Source organism: Mesorhizobium montanum (assembly GCF_033977145.1).
Classification (GTDB): Bacteria; Pseudomonadota; Alphaproteobacteria; order Rhizobiales; family Rhizobiaceae; genus Mesorhizobium; species Mesorhizobium montanum.
Genome location: NZ_JAVIJF010000019.1, coordinates 90,012 through 113,012 on the forward strand (window position 1 = coordinate 90,012; position 23,001 = coordinate 113,012).

22 protein-coding genes and 2 tRNA genes are annotated in these 23,001 nt (G+C 62.9%); 13 read left to right on the forward strand and 11 right to left on the reverse strand.

Annotation, left to right across the window (positions count from 1 at the left end; translation table 11 throughout):
• The first annotated feature begins 139 nt into the window (after window positions 1-139).
• Window positions 140-412: a DNA-binding protein HupB gene (gene hupB / locus RFM68_RS24365; RefSeq protein ID WP_320235573.1), complete on the forward strand. Its 273-nt coding sequence runs from the start codon at window positions 140-142 to the stop codon at window positions 410-412.
• 170 nt (window positions 413-582) lie between these two features.
• Here hupB and RFM68_RS24370 read toward each other — a convergent pair whose 3' ends face one another.
• Window positions 583-1,605 carry an aldo/keto reductase gene (locus RFM68_RS24370; RefSeq protein WP_320235574.1) on the reverse strand — a complete coding sequence of 341 codons (1,023 nt, stop codon included), beginning with the start codon at window positions 1,603-1,605 and terminating at the stop codon, window positions 583-585.
• A gap of 186 nt (window positions 1,606-1,791) precedes the next feature.
• Here RFM68_RS24370 and hxlB point away from each other — a divergent pair, with 186 nt between their 5' ends.
• The gene (hxlB, locus tag RFM68_RS24375) at window positions 1,792-2,358 is read left to right on the forward strand and encodes a 6-phospho-3-hexuloisomerase (RefSeq protein WP_320235575.1); all 567 of its coding nucleotides are present in this window, start codon (window positions 1,792-1,794) and stop codon (window positions 2,356-2,358) included.
• Window positions 2,359-2,361: 3 nt separating this feature from the next.
• Window positions 2,362-3,105 carry a creatininase family protein gene (locus RFM68_RS24380; protein WP_320235576.1) on the forward strand — a complete coding sequence of 248 codons (744 nt, stop codon included), beginning with the start codon at window positions 2,362-2,364 and terminating at the stop codon, window positions 3,103-3,105.
• A gap of 46 nt (window positions 3,106-3,151) precedes the next feature.
• On the opposite strand, the gene RFM68_RS24385 is transcribed toward RFM68_RS24380, so the two are convergent.
• From RFM68_RS24385 to RFM68_RS24395, 3 genes are all read right to left on the reverse strand, one after another.
• The gene (locus RFM68_RS24385) at window positions 3,152-4,069 is read right to left on the reverse strand and encodes a carbohydrate ABC transporter permease (protein ID WP_320235577.1); all 918 of its coding nucleotides are present in this window, start codon (window positions 4,067-4,069) and stop codon (window positions 3,152-3,154) included.
• Window positions 4,070-4,078: 9 nt separating this feature from the next.
• Entirely contained in the window at window positions 4,079-5,194 is a 1,116-nt protein-coding gene (locus tag RFM68_RS24390; RefSeq protein WP_320235578.1) for a carbohydrate ABC transporter permease, read from the reverse strand.
• 93 nt (window positions 5,195-5,287) lie between these two features.
• The gene (locus RFM68_RS24395) at window positions 5,288-6,952 is read right to left on the reverse strand and encodes an ABC transporter substrate-binding protein (RefSeq protein WP_320235579.1); all 1,665 of its coding nucleotides are present in this window, start codon (window positions 6,950-6,952) and stop codon (window positions 5,288-5,290) included.
• A gap of 280 nt (window positions 6,953-7,232) precedes the next feature.
• On the opposite strand from RFM68_RS24395, the gene RFM68_RS24400 reads away from it, so the two are divergent.
• The 4 genes from RFM68_RS24400 (at window position 7,233) to RFM68_RS24415 (ending at window position 10,479) form a co-directional block, all read left to right on the forward strand.
• The gene (locus tag RFM68_RS24400; RefSeq protein WP_320235580.1) at window positions 7,233-8,291 is read left to right on the forward strand and encodes an ABC transporter ATP-binding protein; all 1,059 of its coding nucleotides are present in this window, start codon (window positions 7,233-7,235) and stop codon (window positions 8,289-8,291) included.
• Between the two features lie 27 nt (window positions 8,292-8,318).
• Window positions 8,319-8,771, forward strand: a complete 453-nt coding sequence (locus RFM68_RS24405; RefSeq protein ID WP_320235581.1) for an RbsD/FucU family protein — start codon at window positions 8,319-8,321, stop codon at window positions 8,769-8,771.
• 4 nt (window positions 8,772-8,775) lie between these two features.
• Window positions 8,776-9,705, forward strand: coding sequence for a ribokinase (gene rbsK / locus RFM68_RS24410; protein ID WP_320235582.1), 930 nt, complete (start codon window positions 8,776-8,778; stop codon window positions 9,703-9,705).
• 675 nt (window positions 9,706-10,380) lie between these two features.
• The gene (locus tag RFM68_RS24415) at window positions 10,381-10,479 is read left to right on the forward strand and encodes a putative RiPP precursor (protein ID WP_320235583.1); all 99 of its coding nucleotides are present in this window, start codon (window positions 10,381-10,383) and stop codon (window positions 10,477-10,479) included.
• A 20-nt stretch (window positions 10,480-10,499) separates the two neighbouring features.
• Here RFM68_RS24415 and RFM68_RS24420 read toward each other — a convergent pair whose 3' ends face one another.
• A complete protein-coding gene (locus tag RFM68_RS24420) occupies window positions 10,500-10,751 on the reverse strand; it encodes a hypothetical protein (protein ID WP_320235584.1) in 252 nt (83 codons plus the stop codon).
• Window positions 10,752-10,817: 66 nt separating this feature from the next.
• Between RFM68_RS24420 and RFM68_RS24425 the strand changes: the two genes are divergently transcribed.
• The gene (locus tag RFM68_RS24425; protein WP_320235585.1) at window positions 10,818-11,108 is read left to right on the forward strand and encodes a hypothetical protein; all 291 of its coding nucleotides are present in this window, start codon (window positions 10,818-10,820) and stop codon (window positions 11,106-11,108) included.
• Window positions 11,109-11,188: 80 nt separating this feature from the next.
• On the opposite strand, the gene RFM68_RS24430 is transcribed toward RFM68_RS24425, so the two are convergent.
• Both RFM68_RS24430 and RFM68_RS24435 read right to left on the reverse strand, forming a co-directional pair.
• The gene (locus RFM68_RS24430; protein WP_320235586.1) at window positions 11,189-11,425 is read right to left on the reverse strand and encodes a hypothetical protein; all 237 of its coding nucleotides are present in this window, start codon (window positions 11,423-11,425) and stop codon (window positions 11,189-11,191) included.
• Window positions 11,426-11,647: 222 nt separating this feature from the next.
• Window positions 11,648-11,724 (reverse strand) — tRNA-Asp (locus RFM68_RS24435).
• A 219-nt stretch (window positions 11,725-11,943) separates the two neighbouring features.
• Between RFM68_RS24435 and RFM68_RS24440 the strand changes: the two genes are divergently transcribed.
• Window positions 11,944-12,019: transfer RNA gene (locus RFM68_RS24440), tRNA-Val, on the forward strand.
• 79 nt (window positions 12,020-12,098) lie between these two features.
• Here the strand turns inward: RFM68_RS24440 and RFM68_RS24445 are convergent.
• The gene (locus RFM68_RS24445; protein WP_320235587.1) at window positions 12,099-12,641 is read right to left on the reverse strand and encodes a hypothetical protein; all 543 of its coding nucleotides are present in this window, start codon (window positions 12,639-12,641) and stop codon (window positions 12,099-12,101) included.
• Window positions 12,642-12,835: 194 nt separating this feature from the next.
• On the opposite strand from RFM68_RS24445, the gene RFM68_RS24450 reads away from it, so the two are divergent.
• Together RFM68_RS24450 and RFM68_RS24455 are read left to right on the forward strand one after the other, a co-directional pair.
• Complete coding sequence (locus RFM68_RS24450; protein ID WP_320235588.1) at window positions 12,836-14,014, forward strand: M24 family metallopeptidase; 1,179 nt, start codon at window positions 12,836-12,838, stop codon at window positions 14,012-14,014.
• A complete protein-coding gene (locus RFM68_RS24455; RefSeq protein ID WP_320235589.1) occupies window positions 14,001-14,252 on the forward strand; it encodes a hypothetical protein in 252 nt (83 codons plus the stop codon). Before RFM68_RS24450 ends, RFM68_RS24455 begins: the two co-directional genes overlap by 14 nt.
• A gap of 57 nt (window positions 14,253-14,309) precedes the next feature.
• Here RFM68_RS24455 and RFM68_RS24460 read toward each other — a convergent pair whose 3' ends face one another.
• Together RFM68_RS24460 and RFM68_RS24465 are read right to left on the reverse strand one after the other, a co-directional pair.
• Entirely contained in the window at window positions 14,310-15,590 is a 1,281-nt protein-coding gene (locus RFM68_RS24460) for a M23 family metallopeptidase (protein WP_320235590.1), read from the reverse strand.
• Window positions 15,591-15,764: 174 nt separating this feature from the next.
• On the reverse strand, window positions 15,765-16,232 hold the full coding sequence (locus RFM68_RS24465) for a peroxiredoxin (protein WP_320235591.1): 468 nt from the start codon (window positions 16,230-16,232) through the stop codon (window positions 15,765-15,767).
• Between the two features lie 95 nt (window positions 16,233-16,327).
• Here RFM68_RS24465 and RFM68_RS24470 point away from each other — a divergent pair, with 95 nt between their 5' ends.
• Window positions 16,328-19,735: a YhdP family protein gene (locus RFM68_RS24470; RefSeq protein ID WP_320235592.1), complete on the forward strand. Its 3,408-nt coding sequence runs from the start codon at window positions 16,328-16,330 to the stop codon at window positions 19,733-19,735.
• Between the two features lie 44 nt (window positions 19,736-19,779).
• On the opposite strand, the gene tyrS is transcribed toward RFM68_RS24470, so the two are convergent.
• Complete coding sequence (gene tyrS, locus RFM68_RS24475; protein WP_320235593.1) at window positions 19,780-21,033, reverse strand: tyrosine--tRNA ligase; 1,254 nt, start codon at window positions 21,031-21,033, stop codon at window positions 19,780-19,782.
• A 311-nt stretch (window positions 21,034-21,344) separates the two neighbouring features.
• Between tyrS and RFM68_RS24480 the strand changes: the two genes are divergently transcribed.
• On the forward strand, window positions 21,345-22,988 hold the full coding sequence (locus tag RFM68_RS24480; protein WP_320235594.1) for an ArnT family glycosyltransferase: 1,644 nt from the start codon (window positions 21,345-21,347) through the stop codon (window positions 22,986-22,988).
• Window positions 22,989-23,001 lie beyond the last annotated feature (13 nt).

Genomic DNA, 23,001 nt, shown 5'->3' on the forward strand with positions numbered 1-23,001 from the left:
GTGTGAAAAAGCCACAAAAAAGTGCAAGAAAGCCCGGAATTCCGCGGTTTTCGGCTTGGGTTCCGCAACGCTTCTTTCTAAAGTCCGTTTCCTGCCGGATGAGTCGTAGGTTCCGGTTTTCTCATGGAAGGGAATTTTTATGAACAAGAACGAACTGGTCTCCGCTGTCGCCGACTCCGCAAGCCTTTCGAAGGCTGATGCGCAGTCCGCCGTCGATGCGGTGTTCTCCGTGATATCCGGCGAACTGAAGAAGGGCGGCGATGTCCGGCTTGTCGGCTTCGGAAATTTCACCGTGTCAAAACGCGCTGCTTCGACCGGCCGCAATCCGCAGACCGGCGCGGAAGTGAAGATTCCGGCCCGCACCGTGCCGAAGTTCTCAGCCGGCAAGGGCCTCAAGGACGCGGTCAACTGAGACCTTTTTCCTTAAGAGCAGAAAAGCCGGGCTTGCCCGGCTTTTCTTTTTTCGGCTAATCGCTAGACCGGTTCACCGTTTCACGGAAACGGCGAACCGCTCTATCTGTTTGTTTGACGCAATTCCGGGCGGAAAACCGCTCACACTTTTCCTGGAATTGCTCCCGCAGCTCAGGCGGTCGGCGCGTCGGCGCGCATCAGGCCTTCCTGTTTCAAATCCGCCCACAGCGGCGCCGGTATCGTGGTGTCGAGCAGCGCCCGGTTGCTTTCGACTTCGGCCGGCCGCTGGCCGCCGGGGATCACCGACATCACCGAAGGATGCTGCAGCGGGAACTGCAGCGCCGCCTCGATCAGCCGCACGTTGTGGCGCTTGCAGACGGCCTCGATACGGGCCACGCGATCCAGGATCTCCTTCGGCGCCTCGCTGTAGTTGTAGAAGGCGCCTGGCTTCGGCCCGGTCGCAAGCACGCCGGAATTGTAGGGGCCGCCCAGCACGATGCCGATGCCGCGCTTCTGGCAAAGCGGCAGGAACGATTGGAGCGCTTCCTGCTCGAGCAGCGTGTAGCGTCCGGCGAGCAGGAACAGGTCGAAGTCGCCGCGCTCGGCGAGCGTCTGGGCGACCTGCCACTCGTTGATGCCGCCGCCGAAGGCCTTGATCACGCCCTGGTCGCGCAGCGCCAGCAGCCCGTAATAGCCGGACGACATGAACTCCTCGATGCGGGCATCCGAGGCTTCCTTGCTGCCATGGGTGAAGATGTCGACGTCGTGGACGAAGAGGATGTCGATGCGGTCGACGCCGAGGCGCTCCAGCGAGGCCTCGAAGGAGCGCATGACGCCATCATAGCTGTAGTCGTAGACTTCCCGGCGCGAGGGCGTCTCGAAGAACTTGCCGATGCCGGTGCGCTGGTCCGGCGGGACGACGCGCATGATGCGGCCGACCTTGCTCGACAGCACATAGTCGTCGCGCTTCCTGCCGCGCAGGAAAGGATTGAGGCGGGTTTCCGACAGGCCGAGGCCATAAAGCGGCGCCGTGTCATAGTAGCGGCAGCCCGCCTTCCACGCCGCCTCCAGGGTGGCATTGGCGTCCTCGTCGGAGATGGCGCGGTACAGATTGCCGAGCGGCGCGGTGCCGAAGCCGAGCTCGCTGAAGGTGATGCCGCCATTGCCGATGCGGTCGAAATGCCGTGTCTTCATGTCTGACGATGTCCCGGAGTGATTTGTCTGACATGACACTATCACGCTCGTGGCCCAGCAAAAGTGCCGAGGCTCGTTGGACAGCGATTTTCGCGATGATAGCATGAACAAAAACGAGCCTTTCGCCGGGGGCGAACCGCGGATTCGTAGCGCCTAGCGACACCTCGGCAGACAGGGTGAGCCGTCATGACCAAAGCCGGATCCGGGATGTTCGCGACCGCGCTGGACGAACTCGGCGCGGTCCTGGCGCGTGTGGATCAAGCCCGGATCGAAGCCGCCGCCGAAATGCTTGCCGGCGCGGGCCAGATCGCCGTCTATGGCTGCGGCCGCGAGGCGCTGCAGGTCAATGGCTTCGCCATGCGGCTCTACCATCTCGGCCTTCCGGTCGCCGTCGTCGGCGACATGACCACGCCGCCGCTCGGACAGGGTGATGTCTTCCTGGTGAGTTCAGGGCCAGGCGAAACCACCACGGTGCTTACCTTGATGCGGGTTGCCCGCGAGGCCGGCGCCAAGGTGCTGCTTTTGACGGCCGAAGCGGCAAGCAGCGCCGCGAAGCTCGCCGACTTCACGCTGCTCATTCCGGCGCAGACCATGGCCAGCGACCAGGGCGCCGCCCGAACCTCGATGCTGCCGATGGGCTCGCTGTTCGAGGGCGCGCTGTTCCTTTTGTTCGAAATCATGGTGCTGAAGCTTAAACGCCTGACCAACGCCGCGCCGGAAGCGATGCGCGCCAGGCACACCAATATGGAGTAGGGGATGCGCTACGAGCTCATGCTGCCGCACCAGATACGCAAGGCGATCGAGGAGAACTGGCCGGTCGTGCTGCCGCTCGGCGTGCTCGAATACCATGGCGAGCACATGGCGGTCGGCATGGACACGCTGGCCGTCATCAAGACGGTGGAGCTGATCGAGAAGGAGAGGGACCTCGTCATCCTGCCGCCCTTCTACTACGGCGCGGCAAGCTATGCGGTGGCGGCGCCCGAAGGCAGCGGCTCGGTGCAGGTCGGCGGCCCGGTGCTTTCGCCTTTCGCGGAGGAGCTGTTCCACGGCCTGCTGCGCATCGGCTTCCGCAATATCCACGCCATCATCCATCACCAGACCGAGAATTTCGCGGCGGGCATGCCGACCGATCTCGCCTTCAAGACCGCTGGGCGGCAGGCGATCTTCCGCTTCCTCGAAAAGGAGCGCGGCGAGGGTTGGTGGGGATCGAACGCAATGGCCGATTACTATGCCGGCCATGCCCAGGGCGAAAACGTCTTCAACTGGGTGCAGGTGCATCCGCTGATGCCGGCGACGATGAACGGCAAATATCCGTTCGACCATGCCGGCATCGGCGAAACCTCGCTGATGCTGGCGCTATGCCCCGAGGCTGTCGACGAGAAGCGTTTCGCCGACAACACCGGCTGGTACACGAAAACCGCCGCGGAAGCGTCGGCGGGTCTCGGCAAGATCGGCGTCGCCATGATCCTCGACCATCTCAGGGCGATATTGGTGCGATAGGGCGCGGTTCTTCTTCTCCACATGGGGAGAAGAAGAAGTGCCACCGCTATTTCACCGAGCCGGCCGTCATGCCCATGATCAGATAGCGCTCGAGCGCGATGCCGATGATCGCCAGCGGCGCGATGGCGGCGGTGGCAAGGGCCGCCATCGACCACCAGTTGATGCCTTGCGAGCCGGTCTGGCTCGCCACCATCACGGGGATGGTCTTGGCATCCGTCGATGTCAGAAGGGCGGCGAAGAAGTACTCGTTCCAGCACAGCACCATCGCCAGGATGAAAGCAGCGACCATGCCGGGCAGCGCGATCGGCATGACGATGCGGAAAAAGGCGCCCCAAATCGAGAGCCCGTCGACAAGGGCCGCCTCCTCGAGCTCGACCGGGATCGAATTGAACTGGTCGCGCATGATCCAGATGACGATCGGCAGAACCATCAGCGTGTAGAGGAGCACGAGCCCGATACGGGTGTCGAGAAGTGCGACTTCCCGGTAGAGCACCAGGAAGGGAAGCGCCAGCACGACCGGCGGCAGGATCAGCTGCGACAGGAAAAAGAAGGAGATGTCCTCGTTCTTGAACCAGGCGAATTTATAGCGATAGCGAACGAGGCCGTAGGCGGCGAGGCTGCCGATGATGATGGCGAGGCCCGATGCGCTGACCGAGGTGATGACCGAGTTCATGAAGCGCTTGAGGAACTCGTCGCGCACGGTCGATGTCTGGAAGATCGAATCCGGCGACAAGCCAAGCGAGCGCCAGCCCTTCCAGTCCGGCTGGAAGTCGACGAAGGGAATGAGATGGCCTTGCGTGACGTCGACCGCCGATTTGAACGAGGTGGTGATCGTCCAGTAGATCGGGAACAGGCAGACGAAGGCCCAGAACACCAGCGCGCCATAGATGAAGACGCGGCTGGCGATGAACGCCGCCGGGGAGCGGATTTCGGAAACGGTGTAGTCGGTGGTTTGGACGCTCATGATGGCCGCTCAGTTGACGTTGCGCACGAAGCGACTGGCGAACTTCAAGAGCCAGGTCACGAACACGACGATGATGACCAGATAGGCCATTGCCAGCATGGTGCCGTAGCCGACATTCGAGCGGTCGCGATATTCGCGATAGATGAAGCTCGACACGGAATCGGTGGCGCCGCCGGGGCCGCCGGAGGTCAAGGTGATGATGATGTCGGCAAGCTTCAGCTTGAAGATGATGCGCAGGATGACCGCCGTCACCGACACCGGCAGCATCAGCGGAAAGGTCACCTGCCAGAATGTCTGCCATGCGGTCGCGCCATCGACGCGGGCGGCTTCCAGCACCTCGCGCGACATCGCCTGCAGGCCGGCAAGCAGCATGATCATCATGAACGGGATAAAGGTCCAGGCGTCGAGCATCATGATCGAGATGCGTGCGGTGATCGGATCGGAGAAGAAGGCAGGGTTGTCCCAGCCGAGGTGACGCGCCAACGTTGCCGCCGGTCCGAACCGGTACTCCATCAGCGATTTGCCGACCATCCAGGATACGGCGACCGGTGACAGCATCAGCGGCAGCAGGAAGACGACGCGGAAGAATTTGCGGGCCTGGATCTGCGCGTTGAGCAGCAGCGCCAGGCCGAAGGCGATGACATATTCGACCAGCACCGCAAGCACATAGAACACCATGTTGAACAGCGCGTTGCGGTAGTATGGATCGGCCAGCATCTGCCAGAAATTGTCGAGGCCGTTGAACCTGCGCCCGGCGAAGGAGCTGAGGTTCCAGTCGGTCAGCGCGATGTAGAAGCCGAACAGCGTCGGGAAGATCACCATGGCGATGGTGAAGAGCAGCGCCGGCAAGAGGAACAGCGCGCGCTGCCCGTCCTCGCCACGCGTCAACACCTGCCAGGCGCCGAGCGCAATACCCCACAGGACATAGGCATAGACGACCGGGCGCCAGGTGTCGAAGCCGACCGTGGACATCTCGGTCTTGTAGAGGATCTGCACGACGATGATCGCCAACAGCGCAAGCGTTGCGACGGCCAGAAGGCCCCAGCCGAGGCGTTTGCGGCCGGCCGGGATCAGGTCGGCGGTATTTGCCGGCCAGGCATTCGCGGTCGAAGTCTGTTCAGCCACGCTTCTCGCCTCTTTGAGCAACGACCGGCTACCGCCGGTCAAAGATGCGGCCCGGCGACTGGCGTCGCCGGGCCGCGACTTCCTTAAGACAGCTTACATGCCGAGCGAGGCTTTGTAGAGCTTGACCTGCTTGTCGCGGCCGATCTGGTCGGTCAGCTTTTCCCAGGCGGCGGCGATGGCGTCGGCGCCTTCCTGTGCCTTCATCTTGCCGGCGAAGGTGTTGGCCAGGATGTCCTCGGCGGCGGAATAGTACTGGAAGATGCCGGGGATGCGCGGCTCGATCGCCGCGTTCGGATGGTTGTAGCTATCGCCTTCCGACTTGAGGTAGGAGGTGATGAAGGCCTCGTCATAGCCGGCCGCCACCCATTCCGGAATGTTGAAATGGGAGTTCCGGTAAGGCTGGAAGCCCGACGGATACATCGCCGTCCAGATCGACAGGTCCTTGCCGCCGAGATGGGCGGCGGCGGACCATGCCGCCTTCTTCTTTTTTTCGTCCTTATCGACGCGGGCCATGACATAGACGCCCCAGCCGAGATAGGCGCAGTTCGGCGCATAGTTCGGGCCGCTGGCGAGCTTTTCCCACTTGCCGGTCTTTGAATTGTAGACGTCGTCGGAGCCCGGCAGGATCGAGAATCCGGTGACGTCGCCGATGACCGAGGAGTCATTGGTCTTGACGTTCGAGCCGACGTCGCCCCACCAGGGGATCATCGAGCCGGTGCCTGCCAGGAACTGCTGGAAGGCAGTCGTGTTCGGATCGGCGTTGATTTGATCTTTCGGCTCGGAAGGCAGCGCATCGATCACGTCCTGGATGGCGCGCACCCAGGCCGGATTGTTGATGCGCGGCTTCATCGTGTCGGCATCGAACAGCCAGGCCTTGTCATCGGGATGCTTGGCATAGGCGGAGGCGCGGCTGCCGAGGAAGTAAAAGCCGAAACCGCCCCAGGGCTTGGGCGCGTCTAGATAGCCATAGACGTCCTGGCCCTTGAATTTCTTGCCCTTGAGGAACTTGGTGACGGCCTGCACTTCCTGCCAGGTCTTCGGCACGCCCCATTCGGTGGTCGCGCCGCTGTCCTTCCATTGCTTGGCGAGGTCGGCATCGGCGAACACGTCGGTGCGGTAGTTGAAGTTGTGCGTGTCGCCGTCGATGGTCACGCGATACTGCTTGCCGTTCCATGTGCCGACCGGAGGCTTCAGATAGGCCACCAAGTCGTCCATATCGATCTGCTTCCTGACCCAGTCTGGCATTTCGGAGGTCAACCCCTTGCCGCAGACATCGCCCTCGAAGGGCGCGCCCATCTCGACGATATCAAAGTCGATCGTATTGGTGGCGATCGCCTGTTGCAGGCGTGGGTTGTAATCGGCCTGCGCAAGGTCAATCCAGTTGATCTTGGCGCCGGTATAGGCCTCCCACGGCTTCAGGAAGCCACGGAACAGCACGTTGTGCAGATTCTGGTTGTTTAGACCCATGAAGGTGAGCTCGACGCCGGCGAACTCGCCTTCCTTGACATTGGCCTTGGTCGCGTCGAGGCAGAGCTCGCCGACTTTCTGGAAGTCGGCATCGGTCGGCTGGCCCTTGCCGACGCCGGGGATCTGCAGGATTTTCGCCCGCAGGCTGTCATCGGCCATGGCAGGCCTCGTCAGCGCGCCGAGCCCGGCGCCGGACGCGGCGGCGATTGCGGCCATGCTGGCCGCGCCTTTCAACAGATCGCGACGGCTCGCGCCGGCGCGCATCAGTTTCTCATACAGGTCGACTCTCATCTACAGGTTCCTCCCAGAACAACAGCGATTGAATTGAAGTGCCAATCTCTCGGACGTCGAAACGTCTCACGGTTCTCCTCGATCATACGGGGACGTGGGACCCCACCCTGCGTCGCCGGAGTCCGATATCCCAGTATAATACCAGCTGTCGGATTGGCACTCGCCACTATTCGCGTAATCGATTACCTTGTCAACAACATTGGCTTTTTAACTATAAGATGCCGACTTGCCGTTGGCGTTGGCAATGGCTAGCTTCACCGCAAACGATAAAGGGGAGACGATGGCTCAAGTCGCGATCAGCAGTGTGGCCAAGGCGTTCGGAACCGTCAAGGTCCTGCACGAGGTCAGCGTCGATATTGCCGACGGCCAGTTCGTCGTGCTGGTCGGCCCGTCGGGGTGCGGCAAGTCCACGCTTTTGAGGATGGTGGCCGGGCTGGAGACGGTTTCCGGCGGCACGATCTCGATCGGCGAGCGCGTCGTCAACAATCTGCCACCGGCGAAGCGCGACATCGCCATGGTGTTCCAGAACTACGCGCTCTACCCGCACAAGACGGTGGAGCAGAACATGGCTTTCGCGCTGAAGCTGCGCGGCACCGATCCGGCCATCGTCGCCGAGCGGGTCAAGCGCGCCGCCGACATCCTCGACCTCGCTCCCTATCTCAAGCGCTACCCGCGCCAGCTTTCCGGCGGCCAGCGTCAGCGCGTCGCCATGGGCCGCGCCATCGTGCGCAATCCGCAAGTGTTCCTGTTCGACGAGCCGCTTTCCAACCTCGATGCCAAGCTGCGCGTGCAGATGCGCACAGAGATCAAGGAATTGCACCAGCGGCTGAAGACCACCACCATCTACGTTACCCACGACCAGATCGAGGCCATGACCATGGCCGACAAGATCGTCGTGATGCGCGACGGCCGCATCGAGCAGGTCGGCGCGCCGCTGGAATTGTTCGACCGGCCGGCGAACCTTTTCGTCGCCGGTTTCATCGGCTCGCCTTCGATGAACCTTCTGAAGGGCACAGTGAACAAGGCTGAGAAGGCGGTCGTGGAGATCGCCGGCACGGCGTTCCCGCTGCCGTCGGGGGCCGCTGTCGAGAATGGCCAGGCCGTTGTCTATGGCGTGCGGCCGGAACACCTGGAGATCCATCCGGACGGTGTCGAATCCAAGGTCTCGGTGGTCGAGCCGACAGGCTCCGAGACCCTGGTGTTCGTGCGCTTCGGCGAGGGCGAGATGGTGGCGCTGTTTCGCGAACGCCACGACTTCAAGCCGGGCGACACGCTGAAGCTCAAGCCGCGTCTCGACCAGGTCCACCTCTTCGACGCCGGCACCGGCAAGCGTCTCTGACCGCACACAAGTCTTCAAGAGGAAACCATGCTCAAAGGGATCAATCCGCTGCTCAATGCCGATGTGCTCCAGGCGCTGCGGGCGATGGGCCATGGCGACGACCTGATCATCGCCGATACCAATTTCCCGTCCGATTCCGTGGCGCGGCAGACCGTTCTCGGCAAGCTTTTACGCATCGATGCGACGGCGGCGGACGTGGTGAAGGCGGTGTTGTCGCTCTATCCGCTGGATACTTTCGTCAACGACGCGGCCGCCCGCATGGAGATCGTCGGCAAGCCGAACGAAATCCCTCCGGTGCAGAAAGAGGTTCAGAAGGAGGTCAACGCGGCCGAGGGCAAGCCCTGGCCAATGATCTCGATCGAGCGCTACGCCTTCTACGAGCGCTCCAGGAAAGCCTATTGCGTGATCCAGACCGGCGAGCGCCGGTTCTATGGCTGCTTTGCTTTCCGCAAGGGCGTCGTGCCGCCGGATGCGGAGTGAGACAATGGCCACCGGCAAGCCTGTTGTGATTTTGGGCGTGTTTGTCGCCGACACCGCCTACCGCGCCGATCGCCAGCCGCGCATGGGCGAGACGATCCTCGGCAATTCCTTCAAGCTCGGCCCGGGCGGCAAGGGCTCGAACCAGTCCGTGGCCGCCGGCAAGCTCGGCGCCGACATCACTTTCCTGACCAGGCTCGGCGTCGATGCCTTCGCCGACATGGCAAAGCAGACCTGGAAGGACGCAGGCGTGAAATGTGCGGTGATCGACACGCCGGACAGCTATACGGGTGCTGCCTACATCTTCATCGAGGAAGGCAGCGGCAACAACGCCATTATCGTCAGTCCGGGTGCCGCGATGCTGATCTCGCCCGAAGATATCGAGGCGCATGCCGGCCTGATCCGGTCTGCCGGCGTCTTCGTCACCCAGCTCGAGCAGCCGATCGACGCGGCATTGAAGGCGCTTGAGATCGCGCGCGGGGCAGGGGTGACGACCATCCTGAACCCGGCGCCGGCGGCAAGCCTGCCCGACCGCATCTACACGCTTTGCGACTATGTCACGCCCAACGAGACCGAAGCCGAAGGGCTCACCGGCATCAAGGTATCGTCGATCGACGACGCCCGGCATGCCGCAGACAGCCTGCTGGCCAAGGGCGTCGGCGCCGTCATCGTGACGCTCGGTGAAAAAGGAGCGCTGCTGCATACGAAGGATCGCTCCGACCATATCGGCGCGGTCAATGCGGGCTCGGTGGTCGAGACGACGGGGGCGGGCGATGCGTTCAATGGCGGTCTCGCCGCGGCCCTCGCAAAAGACGTCGAGCCGCTGGAGGCCGTGCGCTTTGCCTGCGCGGTCGCCGGCATTTCGGTGACCCGCCCCGGCACCGCGCCATCGATGCCTACATCGCAGGAGGTCGAGGCGCTGTTGGCGAGGGCTTGAGAGACACTTCTCTGCGCTTCCGACCCAGCGTTGTATATTAGCAACGCATAATCTTATTCACTTATCCGGTCTTGCGCTATGGGCAGAGATGTCCCGTAATGGGTCACCGTATGTGGCACTGCAATTGCATTGTCTGCGATGCCGGGGTCAAGCATTTGCCCGGCCGTCGGGGGGCAAATTCGGGGGCTCCGCCGCTCCGCAAATGGAGCGGCGGGTCTTTAACGACTGATCGGAAAGCCGCCCAACCGCCAAAGCGTTCGACGCTGGATAGAGCCATGTATTTTCCGCAGTATTTGGTTGGCATGTTCGCGACCTCATTCATCATGGCGATCTGGGCTGATTTTCAGACTGGTTCTGGCTGGCTAGCGCTTGGCTGGGCCATTCTGGCACTGATCATTCTTCAGGCTGGATACGCCGGTTTGATCGTCTGCTTGATCTACCGACAGGGATCGAAAGGCGCCGGGACAGGCTTGGCATCCGCAAATGCCCCACCGATTCCAGGGGACCTGGGAAAGCTCCGGCAGCACCCGCTGCTTCCAGGCATCAGGAAGTCTCAGCCTCCGAGATTGTAGATTTTCGCGCACGCAAGGCTGCGCAACCGGCCGTAACTCACCATTCGGAACGCAAACCGGAGCGAACGCGTTCACTGTGCTGTGCCGATTCCGGAACGGTGAGATGAAAAAGCCTTATGAAAAGCCCACGCTTGTGAAGCGCCAGAAGCTCACCGAGCGAACCGCCCAGATTGTCGCCTCGGGCGTCATATTGGGCGAGTGAACCAAAAAGAGGGGCTGCCGCTAAAGGATCTTGCTGGTCAGCTCCAGCATCGTCGTTGCGCCTTGCTCGCTGCCCGGTATATGCACGACGCGCAAAACGCGAAGGTCTTTGCTCGATCCTTCGACCGGTATCGACACGCTTTCGCCAACCCGCGGCAATTCCTGGAAGGCGAGCTCGTCTGGCGGGATGGTCAGGCACCAATGATGATCGGGAGCAACAGCGACGACGAGGACAACGGCACCGAGGAGCCATCTCTGGGAGCGCCGGAGCATTGTTGTTTCACAAGCCCATTGGGCCGACGGTGCGCGCGGCGACCACGAGCGAGAAGTGGATCATCCATGAGCGCGCTCTCCAGACGAAAGCTTCTGCGCACGTTCCCGCTGGACTTCCTGGCAACGGCAGCTCTGCCTGCCGTCGTCGACATGCCCCAGGCAGATCCGACTGGAGTGGTCGACAGGACGAAGGCGTGGCAGGAAGCTTACCTAGCATCCCTCGCGGCAGCCAATGCGTACAGCGCGAGCTTGCGGGTTAAGCCACTCAAGAAGACCGAATGCGATCGTTGCTTCGCGGTGCATGTCGCGGCCTGCGAGGTCCTTGAGGCCGAGCGCTCCGCACTCTGGCGCGTCTGATCAAACTTGCAAATTTGCAGGTTTATCCCGGCTGCTCAGGTGGCCGGGCTTTTCTTTAGCAGGAGAAATGCAGCAGTACGTCAAAGCCCAAACGAGGAAATAAACCATGGGCTCGTATCGTATCCAAGGCGCGGCTTTGCGTCAGCTTGTGGCGATACGGCGGTACCGGCTGCATTGCAGTCCAATTTTGCTGCCACGGCCGCCTTTATCGACAGACCGGCACATGCGTTGGCAGCGACCGTTTTCTTCTTTTCGTGAGCCACAGCGGTACTGGACGCGGCTAGGACAAAAGCCACGCAAACGATAACCATTTTCATTAGGGTCACCTTCTTTAGCGTCAGCTAATAAGAAGTTAACGCAACGTCAACCGAGCGTCAACGCGTTCACTATTGTCGTCCCGACATGGCCCTGCGTTTCATTTGTGTCCCGGTGGGTTCGGCTTCCGGATCTTTGCTTACATGGTGCTTACGCAGCCCAAAACCATTCTCCCCCGCCGTTAGGGCAGGGAATCAATTTGGTAGGGACTTCAGGAACTTAAATGGCGCGAGTGACGGGGCTCGAACCCGCGACCTCCGGCGTGACAGGCCGGCACTCTAACCGACTGAGCTACACCCGCGCACTTGACGAGCACGTGTCAGGCGTGTTCGTCGTTGGGGCGGTGGATAAGGGGTTCGCCTGCGGGTGTCAAGCGCGGCATTCAAGCATAACAGCAAACAGGAGAAGGTTTTTTGACAGCGGCGCCGAGGCTGGGGAAATCCTCCCGGCGATGGGCGCGCCGTCTGTTCATTTGGCCTTGCGAACGCGGCTCTAACTGCTTAAAGGTCCGCGCTCAAGCGGGCGATTAGCTCAGTTGGTAGAGCGCTTCGTTTACACCGAAGATGTCGGCGGTTCGAGCCCGTCATCGCCCACCAGCCTGCCAGACAAGCTGACACGAAATGAGGCAGCGGCCCTTGCCGGGCCACCACCTTGTCGAGGCGCCGGTCCAGGCTGCTACTGCCTGACGTAGCAGCGTTTGTGAGCGCCCGGAGCGGGATCATCGCCGAAAGCGTCGTTGCCGCATCTCACACCGTTCCTGAAAACATCCTGTGCGTATTGGCCACGTGCGCCGTATCTGACCATCGCGCGGCCTCGGAAATCGCAGAACTCACCCTCCCTGGCGCAGGCGACCCATTCGCCGCGGTCCGGGCGCGAGCCGGAATCGTCGTCGCCGTAGTTGTCGTCACCGCCATAGTCGCCGCGACCGCGCGCCACGAAATAGCAAGCCTTATCGCGGCCGGGCGCGGGGTCGCCAAAAACGCGATTTGAGCAAGGCACGGCCCGACGGTCGAAGAACCGGGAGGTCATTCGGCCCCGGGCGCCGTAGGCCACTTCCGCAGGGTAGGGCAAGCGACAGATACCGCCTTCATTCGCGCATCGGCGCAGCTGCTGCGCCGATGCGGTGGCGGGGAAAAGGGTGGTGGCGGTCGCAGCCAAGCCAACGAGGCAAATGACTGCAAACGCCATTCGGATCAAGGCAGTTGGGGTTTTTGACACGATTTGTCCTCCATGCGATTCAGGCCGCATCCTACAGCAGCCCGGTTGAATAGGCGATGAATGAGCCAGTTGTTGCAATCGCGACCGTCGCTGGCCCACCTTGCGAAGTAAGCGCCGTCGAAGGAAGTGCCGTCGCCGAAACCGCGGCGAATCATGGCGGCGTCAATCGTCGATCCAACAAGAACGGAGCAGAAATGGTCGAACTGCCTTTTGCCCGCGAAGAGTATCAGCAGCGGCTCGGAAAAATCCGAGCCGAGATGGCCAAGCGCGGTTTAGAGCTCCTGATCGTCAACGACGTCGCCAATCAGCACTATATCACCGGTTATGACGGCTGGTCGTTCTACACGCCTCAGGTGGTGCTTGTTCCAATCGAGGATACCGAGCCGGTCTGGATCGGCCGCGCCATGGATGCGGCCGGCGGTCTTCTCACAGCCTGGATGAAGCCGGAAAATGTGGTCGGCTTCCCGGAGGACCATGTTCAGCGCGCGGATCGGCATCCCATGGACTGGATCGCGGCCTGGATCGTCGCCAAGGGCTGGGGCCGCCGCCAGATCGGTATCGAGCTCGAAGCCTATTATTTTTCGCCGAAGGCGCATGCGCATCTCGTCGCCGGATTGCCCAATGCGAAATGGCACGATGCCGATCTCCTTGTGAACTGGATCCGCGCGGTCAAGTCGGCGCCCGAAATCGCCTATTTGCGCAAGGCATCGAGGCTGGCCGAGGCAGCGGTCGCGCGGGCGTTCGAAGTTATCGCGCCGGGCGTGCGCGAATGCGATGCGATTGCTGCCATCCAGGCGGCGCAGATCGCCGGCAGTCCCGATTTCGCCGGCGACATCACGGCGTTGCCGCCGACGATCCTAGGCGGCGAAAATGCCTCGGCGCCACACATCATGTGGAGCGACAGGCGGTTCGGAAAGGACGAAACGATCGCTCTCGAGCTTGCCGGCGTCTGCCGCCGCTACGCCGCCGGGCTCGCCAGGACCATGCAACTCGGCAAGACGCCGACCCGCGTCTCGGATACGGCAAAGGCCGTGGTCGAGGGCATGGATGCGGTGCTCGATGCGGTGAAGCCCGGCACGACCGCCGAAGCGGTCGAAGCCGCCTGGCGCAAGGTCATCGCGCGCCACGGTCTGAAAAAGGAATCGCGCATCGGCTATTCCATCGGCGTTGCCTATCCGCCCGATTGGGGCGAGCACACGATCAGCCTGAGACCCGGCGACAAGACGGTGCTTCAACCCGGCAATGTCGTTCATTCCATTCTGGGCATGTGGATGGACGGTTGGGGTATCGAGATCAGCGAAACCATTTTGGTGACCCACGCCGGCAACGAGACGCTGACGAAGTTCCCGCGGGATATCCATGTCAAATCCTGACCGGCCCTCCTCGGCAAATGACGCAGCGCCCGACATCGAAACCGGCTATTACAGCGAGAGACGTCCGTCGGTCTATTTCCGGCTCGGCATTCGCAATGAAGAGGTTGGGTCGGTCTATCCGCTTCACCACGCCAGGTTTCGCGTCGACGAGGCTGCCCTCAAAAATGGCGCGCTTACTTTGGTTTCGGCGGCAACGATGTTCCTGGCGGGGCAATGGGAAAATTCCGGTGCACAGTGAATCGCCGGAAAGTCGCTTCACAAACGTTGTGAGTGAAAACTCTGGATCGGCGAGTGGCTAAAGATACTGCGCGACCTTCTTGCCGACGGTCAGGAAGCGCAGCGGGTCGACCGCCTCGCCGTCGTGGCGGACCTCATAGTGAAGGTGCGGACCTGTCGAGCGGCCGCTGCTGCCGGTCTTGCCGATGACGTCGCCGGCGGCAAGCTTCTGGCCGACGGCCACGTCGATCTCGCTCAAATGCCCGTAGCGTGTCGCAAAGCCGTTGCCATGGTCGACCTCGACCATGCGGCCGTAGCCGCCGGCCCAGCCGGCCCGGGTGACGACACCGGCGGCCGTGACCTTGGCCGGCATGCCGATCGGCGCTCTGAAATCCATTCCCGTATGCAAGGCGGCGGTGCCAAGGATCGGGTCGGTGCGCACACCGAACGGGCTGGTCACCGTATGGCCGGGGGCGGGATTGGTGAGCGGCAGCTTGCGCGCCTCTTTCTTGACCCCGTCGAGCGCGTCGAGCGCTTCGTCCAACTCCTTGACCTTGCCGTCGAAGGCCAGCGAGGGATCAAGCGGAACCAGCGGGCCGCCGACATCGCTCTTGTTGAGTTCGCTGTCGACCGGCAGGCCTGCCGCTTCCAGCGCCTGCGCGATGGCATCGGCATTCTTGTAGGCGCTGTCGGCAAGTGTGGTGATGCGCGAAAGCTGCTGGTTCTCGATGGCCTTCAGCGATGCGTTGATGGAGACGAACAGCTTGTCGGCGCGATCGGCGGCCGTTTCGCCGTCAAGCGGATCGGACCTTGTCGACCAGAGCGAGAAGGGCCTGGTGTCGCCGGCGCTCAGGCTGGCGACGGAATAGGTGGGCGCCTTCGAAAGACTGCCGGTGACCTCGGCGTGTTCGTCGGGCTTTGGCGTCGCCGCGCTTGTCGTGGGTGCGTCGCCGACCTCGTTCTCGGCGCGCTCGAGGATCGGGCCGAGCCGCCCGTGCCGCTCGCTGAGCTGGGTTTGCCTCGCCAGCAGCTCGCTGACCTTGGTCTCCATCAATTGCTGGTCGAGAAGCTGACGGCTGGTGATGCGGTCGACCTGGGCACGAAGGGCCGAGATGCGGTCCTCATAGGCCTGCTGCATGCGCGCCTGCCTGGCCGTGGTGGCGCCGATCAGGTCGTCGCGCAGCACAAGGTAAGAGGTGGCGAGCAGGTAACCGATGGCGATCGCTGCCAAAGCGGATCCGATAAAGGCGGCAAGCCAGGGTCGGATCGTGAAGTGCCTTATTTCATTGCCCCGGGCGATAATGACCGTGTGGGGCTCCTTGCGCCTGCCGAAGACCGCTGACTGACCGGTTGATTTCACGGGACCGAGCTTTCGTTACGAGACCAACGACAGCTCGGAATTACACATTATTAGGGTTAACAAAGTTTTGCTGGCCGCAATGTCGCATAACCAATTCGCGCGTCGCGGGTGGCGAGTTGCAACAAATGCGGGCCGGCAAAAGCTGGCGGCGCGAACGGCCAAGCGTTTGCCGCCTCAGAGCGCGCGCACCGCCTCAAGCACCTCTTCGGCATGGCCTTTGACGCGAACCTGGCGCCAGGCGCGGGCGATGCGGCCGTCCTTGCCGATCAGGAAGGTGGCGCGCTCGACACCCATATATTTGCGCCCGTACATCGTCTTCTCGACCCACAAATGATACGCCTCGATCACTTGGCGCTCCTCGTCGGCGACGAGATCGACGGTGAGATCGTACTTTGCCTTGAATTTGTCGTGTTTATTCACGCTATCGGGCGAAAGCCCGACCACCACGGCGCCGGCCTTCTCGAACTCCGGCTTCAACTGCGAGAAGCCGATCGCCTCGTTGGTGCAACTTGTGGTGTCGTCCTGCGGGTAGAAGTAGAGTACAACCGGCTTGCCCCGGAACGCGGCGAGGCTGAGAGAGCCGCCGCCGTCACGCGGAAGATCGAATTGCGGCGCAATGTCGCCCACGTCGAGATCAGCCATATCGATGCCCTTGTTCGCAGTTACGCGCGGGAAATCATCGATATAACGTGAAGCGGGGATTCGTCCACGACGAGTTCGTCACAACGGAATATTGCTTGGATCAGGAAGAACCGCAGCACGAGAAGATCAGGTTCAGGCGTGACGAGATCACCGACCTGGCGAGGCTTCCGTCCGCGTGCGGCGTGCCGCCGCTCGGCCGGGCAGCGGTGCGCCGCCGCTTCCGCTTCCTCGGTCGCGTGTTTGCCGGGCTTTGCGCGCTGGTATTTCTGGCGGCGGCGGGCGTCTATGTCCTTGGCGCCTCGGGCATCGGCACGGAACGGCTCCGGGCCGAGGCAGAAACGGCCATCGAGAAGCTGGCCGGCATCGATGTCGACGTCGCGGTCGGCGCGGCGCGGCTGACGCTCGACGGATCGAGCTTCATCGCCCTGCAGGTCAGCGATGTCAGCCTGAAGACGGCCGACGGAAAGCCGATGGCCGATATCGGGCGCGTCCGTTTCGGCATGCGCCTGCTGCCGCTGCTTTCAGGCGATGTCCGGCTGACCAGCGCCAGATTTTCCGACGCCCACATCGTGGTGGCTGCCATGCCCTCCGGCGGAGGCGACTGGACGGCGGCGCTGCGCAATGAAGACGGTCTTGTCGACCCGGAGAAAGTGTCGGCGGCGGTGTTCTCTGGCGTCAACGACGCGCTGGATGCCGTGCGCGAGGACTCAATGCGCCAGATCGATCTGCGCAACGTCGAGTTCGAACTGCCGGACACCGGGCTGGTCAAGCGGGTGACGGTCGCCTCGGCAACCGTCGCGCAGACCGGCACCGGAAGCATGCAGTTCTCCTACGATGCCGACGTCGACGGCCGGCACGCCACTTTGACCGCCTCCGCGACCCGCGATGCGACGGCAAGGCGGATCGCGTCGCTGGATGCCAACCTCGAGATAGCCGGCGCTGCTGGTTCCGGCGAGGGCCGTTCGACCGAGGCAGCCCCGGCGGCCGAGGGCGCGAAGCTGGGTTCGATAGCGCTGAAGCTTTCGGGCTCGGAAGCGTCCGGGGATAACCCGTCGCGCCTGGCGGCCTCGCTGTCACTGGCCGGTTCGGTGCTGGACCTGGACGAACGCGGCCTCCTGCCGGCCGATATCGATGCCGACGCCACGCTGGTGGCCGGCTCAAACAAGATCTCGGTCGACCGGCTGTTGATCAAGTGCGACCGCTCCAGCTTCGACTTTGCCGGATCGATCGGGCCGAAGCCGACAACCGCGGGGGAGGAGCCTGCCTATCGCTATGACCTCACCAGCGACGGCTCGACGCTGGCACCTTCGGAATCGCCGGAACCGGCGCTTCAGTTCCTGGCCCGTCTCGCCGGGGTCTACCAGCCGAAGAGCCGCAAGCTTGTCGCCGAGCAGATCGGCGTGCGGTCAGGCGGGTCGGGCGAGGTGCTGGGCGCGGCCACGGTCGCCTTCATCGACAACGGACCCCCAGGCATATCGCTGTCGCTCAACGTCCACGACATGCCGGCCTCGCATGTCAAGCAATTGTGGCCATGGTTCGCGGCCCGCAATGCGCGGCTTTGGGTGCTGCGCAATCTGTTTGGCGGCACGGTGACCGATGCCAATCTGCAGTTCCAGGTCGCGCCGGGGCGCCTCGGCAACGGCGTGCCGCTTTCCGGCGACGAAGTGTTCGGCCGTTTCCAGATCGAAGGATCGCGCTTCGATACCGCCGGGCGCATCCCGCCGATCCGCGACGCCGTCGGCGTCGTTGCCTTCCACGGCAACGATGTCGACATCAGCCTTTCCTCGGGCAGCGTCTACATGCCGAGTGGCCGCACCGTGGCGGCGAGCGGCGGCACGCTGACGGTGAAGAACGCGAACCGCTCACCGGTGATCGGCGGGCTCGATATCGATGTCGCCGGCGAGGCGCCGGCTATCGCAGAGCTCGCCTCCTACGAGCCGATCAATGCCATGCGCCATGTCGGGCTGGCGCCGGAGGATCTGTCCGGCACGGTCATCGGCCACGTCAAGGCGGACATTCCGCTGACGCGGGGTGTCGACACCTCGACGCTCGATTGGCTGGTCTCGCTCGACTATCAGGACCTGTCGCTGGCCAAGCCATTCGAGGACCAGACGGTGACCGAGGCCAATGGCTCGATCGCGATCGGGCCAAAGCAGGCGGTGATTTCCGCCGCAGCCAAGCTCAACGGCATTCCGGCCGAGCTCGATCTGGTCGAGCCGCTCGCCGACGACGGCCCGGCGCGCAGCCGCAAGGTCGAGCTGGTTCTCGACGACAAGACGCGCAACGCCAGCATGCCCGGCCTGTCGGACCTGCTTTCGGGAACCATCAAGGTGGCGATCGACAAAAGCGGCGAGAGCGCCCAGCAGGTCTCGGCGGACCTGACCAACGCCAAGCTCGACATTCCGTGGGCAGGATGGAGCAAGGGCGCCGGCATTCCGGCCAAGGTCACTTTCGACATGGTCAAGTCCGGCAGCACCACCACTTTGACGGATTTCGATCTCAGCGGAAAAAGCTTTTCGATCGACGGCAGCGTGACGCTGGTCAACGGCGCATTGTCCACGGCACGCTTCAGCAAAGTCGCGCTGAATAGAGGCGACGACGTCGCCGTTTCGGTCAAACGCTCCGGCAAGAGCTATGCTGTCGACGTCAGCGGCGCATCGCTCGACGCCCGCTCGCTGATCAAGCAGTTCACCTCCGATGTCGACACCGCAACGAAGGGCGCCGGCAGCGATGCGATCTCGGTGAGCGCCGATGTGGCATCGTTGACCGGTTTCCATGACGAGGTGCTTTCCAATCTCAAGCTCGAGTACAGCGCTGCCGGGTCGCGTGTGAACGGGCTCAACGTCACCGCCGCGGCGAGCTCGGGTGCAGCGATTGCGATCAACAACACCACCGGCGAAGGCGGCCGCGTGCTCAGCGTGAAGTCGGCCGATGCCGGCGCCATCCTGCGTTTCCTCAACGTTTACGAGCATATGGAAGGCGGTGCGATCACGCTGTCGCTCTCCGGCGCCGCCGACGGGCCGATGAAGGGACAAGTGGATGCCAGAAACTTCTACGTGGTCAATGAGCCCAAGCTGGCCTCGATCGTGTCGACGACGCCGGCCGGCGACACACGCAGCCTGAACGAGGCCGTCAAAGGCAAGATCGATACGTCCAGGGTGCAGTTCGAGCGCGGCTTCGCCGAGATCGACAAGGGGTCCGGCTATCTGAAACTGGCGAACGGCCTGCTGCGTGGCCCGCGCATCGGCACGACGTTCCAGGGCATGCTCTACGACCCGAACAACAACATGGACATGACCGGCACCTTCATGCCGGTCTATGGTCTCAACCGCATCTTCGGCGAACTGCCGCTGTTCGGGCCGCTGCTCGGCAACGGCCGCGACCGCGGCCTGATCGGCGTCACCTACCGGCTCAAGGGCAATGCCAACAAGCCGACACTCAACATCAATCCGTTGTCCGTCGTGGCGCCCGGGATATTCCGCTCGATCTTCGAGTACAGGTGACCGCGATCCCGAAAAGCGGCTTCCGGTTTTCGGGAAGATCCCGATCAGTTCGCCCGCACCAGCACGTGTTTCTTCTTGCCAAGCGAGAGCTTCACGACACCTTCCGGACCGAGGTCCTGAAGCGTGACGACGCGCCGGTCGTCGGTTAGGGGCTGGTCGTTGATGCGCACGGCGCCGCCCTGGATGTGGCGGCGCGCTTCGCCGTTCGAGCCGGCCAGCCCGGCGCTCACGAACAGCGCCAGGATGCCGATGCCGGCCTCCAGGTCGGACCGGGCCACCTCGACGCTCGGCAGCGTGTCGGCGATCGCGCCTTCCTCGAAGGTCTTGCGTGCCGTTTCGCTTGCCGTCTCTGCGGCTTCGCGGCCGTGCAGCATGGCGGTGATCTCGGTAGCGAGGATCTTCTTGGCTTCATTGATCTCCGCGCCGCCGAGCTTTTGGAGGCGCGCGACTTCGTCCAAGGGCAGGGTCGTGTAAAGCTTCAGGAAGCGGCCGACATCGGCGTCCTCGGTGTTGCGCCAGTATTGCCAGAACTCGTAAGGTGAGAGCATTTCGCCATCGAGCCAGACCGCGCCCGAAGCCGACTTGCCCATCTTGGCGCCGGACGAGGTGGTGAGCAGCGGCGTGGTCATGGCGAAGAGCTGCACGCCCTCCATGCGGTGGCCGAGGTCGATGCCGTTGACGATGTTGCCCCACTGGTCCGAGCCGCCCATCTGCAGCCGGCAGCCGACGCGCTTGTAGAGCTCGACGAAGTCGTAGGCTTGCAGGATCATGTAGTTGAATTCGAGGAACGACAGCGACTGCTCGCGGTCGAGCCTGAGTTTCACGGAATCGAAGGCAAGCATGCGGTTGACCGAGAAATGCCGGCCGACATCGCGCAGGAAATTGACGTAATTGATGCCCATCAGCCAGTCGGCGTTGTTGATCATGAGCGCGTCGCCCAGGCCGTTGCCGAACTTCAGGTAAGGCGTGAAATTGCGGCGGATGCCGACGAGGTTGGCCTCGATGTCCTGCGGGGTCAGCAGCTTGCGCGCCTCGTCCTTGAAGGAAGGGTCGCCGATCATCGAGGTGCCGCCGCCCATCAGCGCGATCGGCCGGTGGCCGGTCTGCTGCAGCCAGTGCAGCATCATGATCTGGATCAGCGATCCGGCATGCAGGCTTTTGGCGGTGGCGTCGAAGCCGATATACGCGCTTACCGTTTCCTTGGCGAAAAGCTGGTCGAGGGCCGATTCATCGGAAATCTGGTGGATGAAGCCGCGCTCGCTCATGATGCGCAGGAAATCGGATTTGTAGGCGGACATTTTTTCTTCCTGGAGATCGCCGGGCTGTCAGCCGAGCGTGACGTGAAGGCGCGCGTTTAGCATCAGCGGGCGATCAGCAAAAGTGGAATCCGGTTTTGCGTTCGATCGCCCGGCAAGGTGAAGACCGGCGATCAGCAAAAGTGGAATCCGGTTTTGCGTTCGATCACGCTTCCGGTTTGCGACCGGTCACTCGAAACCCACGCGTCCTTGCTTCGCCCTTTTTGCTGGCGTAATGAGGCGCCGCGCAAAGACAGGCGTCCATGCGCCGCGACGGGGCCATCCCGCAGTTTCAGATCGGACGAGCTCCCGCGATGAACAGGAACTATTTTTTCCTCTTTCTGTTCAGCATCGTCATGACCGTCAGCGGGCTGGCCAGCCTGCCGCCGGTCGATCGCGACGAAGCCCGCTTCGTCCAGGCGACCAAGCAGATGGTCGAGACGGGCGACTATGTCGACATCCGCCTGCAGGATGTCACGCGTTACAAGAAGCCGATCGGCATCTATTGGCTGCAGTCCGCGGCCGTGGCGCTGAGCGGCGAGGGGGCCGCGGCGCCGATCTGGGTCTATCGCCTGGTCTCCATGCTGGGCATCGCGATCGCCGTCGTCGGCATCGGCTGGACCGGCGCGAAACTCTTCGGCGCCAATGCCGGGCTGGCCGCCGGCCTGATGATGGCGGCGATCTTCGCAACCGCCTTCGAGGGGCGCGACGCCAAGACCGATGCCATGCTTCTGGCGTGCTGCGTGGCGGCGCAAGGCGCGCTGGCGCAGGTCTATATGGCGGCAAAACGCAACGAACCGGTTCCCGGGCATCTGCCCTGGATCTTCTGGATCGCGCAGGGCCTGGGCATCCTCATCAAGGGGCCGGTCTCGCCGCTGCTGTCGCTGCTTACGGCGACGGCGCTGGTTGCCTTCGATCGCGACTGGCGCTGGCTGCTCAAGATGAAGCTGGTGCGCGGCGTCGTCATCGTGCTCGCGATCGTGCTGCCATGGCTCTTCCTCATCTCCTGGAAGAGCGGCGGCGCCTTCTTCCAGGAAGCGGTCGGCAAGGACATGCTGAACAAGGTGGCGCAAGGCGAGGAATCGCACGGCCTGCCGCCCGGCTTCTACATGCTGACCTATTCGCTGTTCATGTGGCCGTTCGGGTTGATCGCGGTCGGCGCCGGACTGCAGGCCATCAACCGTTTCCGGGACGATCCGCGCCTGCGCTTCTGCCTCGCCTGGTACATTCCGTTCTGGCTGGTCTTCGAGGCGATCCCGACCAAGCTGCCGCATTATGTCATGCCGGCCTATCCCGGCATGGCGCTGCTGATCGGCTGGCTGCTCACCTTGCCGGCGGACCAGGCCAACGCACCGCTCAGACGATGGCAGACATGGCTGTGGTGGGCGACCGCCTTCGGCCTTGCCGTGGTCGCGATCGGCCTTGCCGCGGTTTGCGTCGGCGCGCCGCTTTATCTCAACAAGACCTTCTCCTGGTGGAGCATACCGGCGGCGATCGCCGTTCTGATCACCGGCTATCTCGCCTTTCCACGCCAGTTGCAGGTGTCGCTTCCGCGCATCGCGGCGATCGCCGTCGGCGCGGGCATCTCCTTCAGCCTGCTGTTCGGCGTCATCGCGCCCTCGCTGAAGCCGATCTGGCTAAGCCCCGCCATCAAGGCCGCGGTCGACGCCAATCGCCCTTGCGACGCCACGGTGCTTGCCTCGGCGAGGTTCCAGGAGCCGAGCCTCGTCTTCCTGGTCGGCACCAAGACCGTGCTCACCGACGTCGAGGGCGTGGCGCAGCATCTGCTGGCCGATCCATCTTGCGCACTTGGCCTTGCGCCAATCAAGGAGGAGCAGAAGCTTACCGATATGCTGGCCACCCAGGGCAAGTCGGCAAGGCGACTGACCGAGATCGACGGCATCAACTATTCGTCAGGAGACAAGCTGTCGCTCGGCCTGTACCGGGTGGCTCCGTGAACGATAGCTTCGG